This window comes from Massilimicrobiota sp. An80, assembly GCF_002159255.1.
Classification (GTDB): domain Bacteria; phylum Bacillota_I; class Bacilli_A; order Erysipelotrichales; family Coprobacillaceae; genus Allocoprobacillus; species Allocoprobacillus merdigallinarum.
This window is the reverse complement of sequence record NZ_NFHI01000103.1, coordinates 1-1,666: the sequence shown is the minus strand read 5'-3', so window position 1 is coordinate 1,666 and position 1,666 is coordinate 1. Positions and strand designations below refer to the sequence as shown.

Genomic DNA, 1,666 nt, shown 5'->3' with positions numbered 1-1,666 from the left:
TCATATTTCCCTCCATTTCCGTCCGCCTTTGTCGGTCGGACACAAACATTTTATTAAAATCATTTCCCTCCAATCGTTTTTATAGTATCCTATAAGAGAGGTGGTATACTACAGAGCACGTAGAGGTGAGTAGGTAATTCTACTCTATATAGAATATCCTGAATATTTATAAGTCGCCGTCAGTTTTTCAAGCACAAACAAGTAGGACTCAGAGCCTGGACACTTAAGATTGTTTCAATCAACTATAGTGATTTTTCGCTGACTGACAGTCAATGCCACTTCTCCTTTTATGAAAGGAGTTTTTTTATGCTGAAAATTCATCGTTTCAATTGTGCTGGTCTTGATGTTCACAAGAATCTTATTGTTGCCACCATTGGTATCACTGACAAGAAAACGCATGTCACTGAGTATATTCAACAGGATTTCTCTTCTCTTAATTTTGACCTCTATAATCTTAAAAATTGGCTTATTCAATATGATTGTTTTGATGTCTGCATGGAATCTACTGGTAAATATTGGATCCCTGTCTTTAATGTTCTTGAGACGGAACCCAAAATGAATATTGTTCTTGTCCACCCTAAATATGTCAAAGCCATCAAGGGTAAGAAAACTGACAAAAAAGATTCCAAATGGATTTGCGACCTTTTCAAACATGATCTCCTTAAATCTTCTTTTATCCCACCTAAGGATATTCGTGAATTAAGAGATCTCTCTCGTTATCGTTTCAAGCTCATCTGCATGAGAACAGGTGAACGCAACCGTTATCAAAACTCCATGACTGTTTCTAATATTGGTCTTGCCTCTGTTGTTTCTGATCCTTTTGGAAAAACAGCACAGGCTGTCATGAATGAAGTTCTATCTACTGAAGTTATTGATGAAGATAAAATCACAAAACTTATTCACGGCGGTTGCAGAAATAAAGATAAAATACTTGAATCCCTTAAAGATTCAAAAATTGAGCCAGATCAGCGTTTTAAGATGACAGAAATCCAAACACATCTGAATGAACTTGACAAACATATTGAAGCTGTTGAAGTAGAAGTCATCAAACGTGCTTCCAGATACTTTGATGATTTCCTGCATATTACTGAAATTGATGGAATACAGCTTATGTCTGCCATTCTTATCATTTCTGAAATTGGTGTTGACATGACTCAATTTGAAACAGATAAGCAGCTATGCTGCTGGGCTGGAACTTCTCCTGCCAATAATGAAAGTGCTGGAAAGAAAAAATCCGTTCGCATCAACAAAGCTGGACAGTATCTCAAACCGGTATTAGTGCAATGTGCATTGGCAGCCATCAAAAACAAAAACAGCTATTTTGGTCAAAAGTATACAAGAATCAAGAAAAGAAGAGGACACAAGAAAGCTATCATTGCCATCGCAAGAATGATGCTTGTTAGTATCTATCACATGATTCTAACTGGAGAAAAGTTCAATCCTTCGGACTATGAATCATTTAAGAATCCAAAGCCACAAAGAGAAAAGAACAATTATACAGTCGAGACAGCACTAGACTTTCTAAAATCACAAGGATTTGATGTATCATTAATTCAAGATATTCCTAAATAATATTCTGTTTTTTCTAAGAAAAACCGAACTTGTTTTTAAGTTCGTCTTTTTTTGTGCTTTTACTTACGATTGGGTCAAATTATTTTTCACACTT

General features: G+C 35.7%; 1 protein-coding gene. It reads left to right on the top strand.

Features of this window, described 5'->3' with window-relative positions:
- Positions 1-306 precede the first annotated feature (306 nt).
- A complete protein-coding gene (locus B5G32_RS13485; RefSeq protein ID WP_087936956.1) occupies positions 307-1,572 on the top strand; it encodes an IS110 family RNA-guided transposase in 1,266 nt (421 codons plus the stop codon).
- Positions 1,573-1,666: the final 94 nt, after the last annotated feature.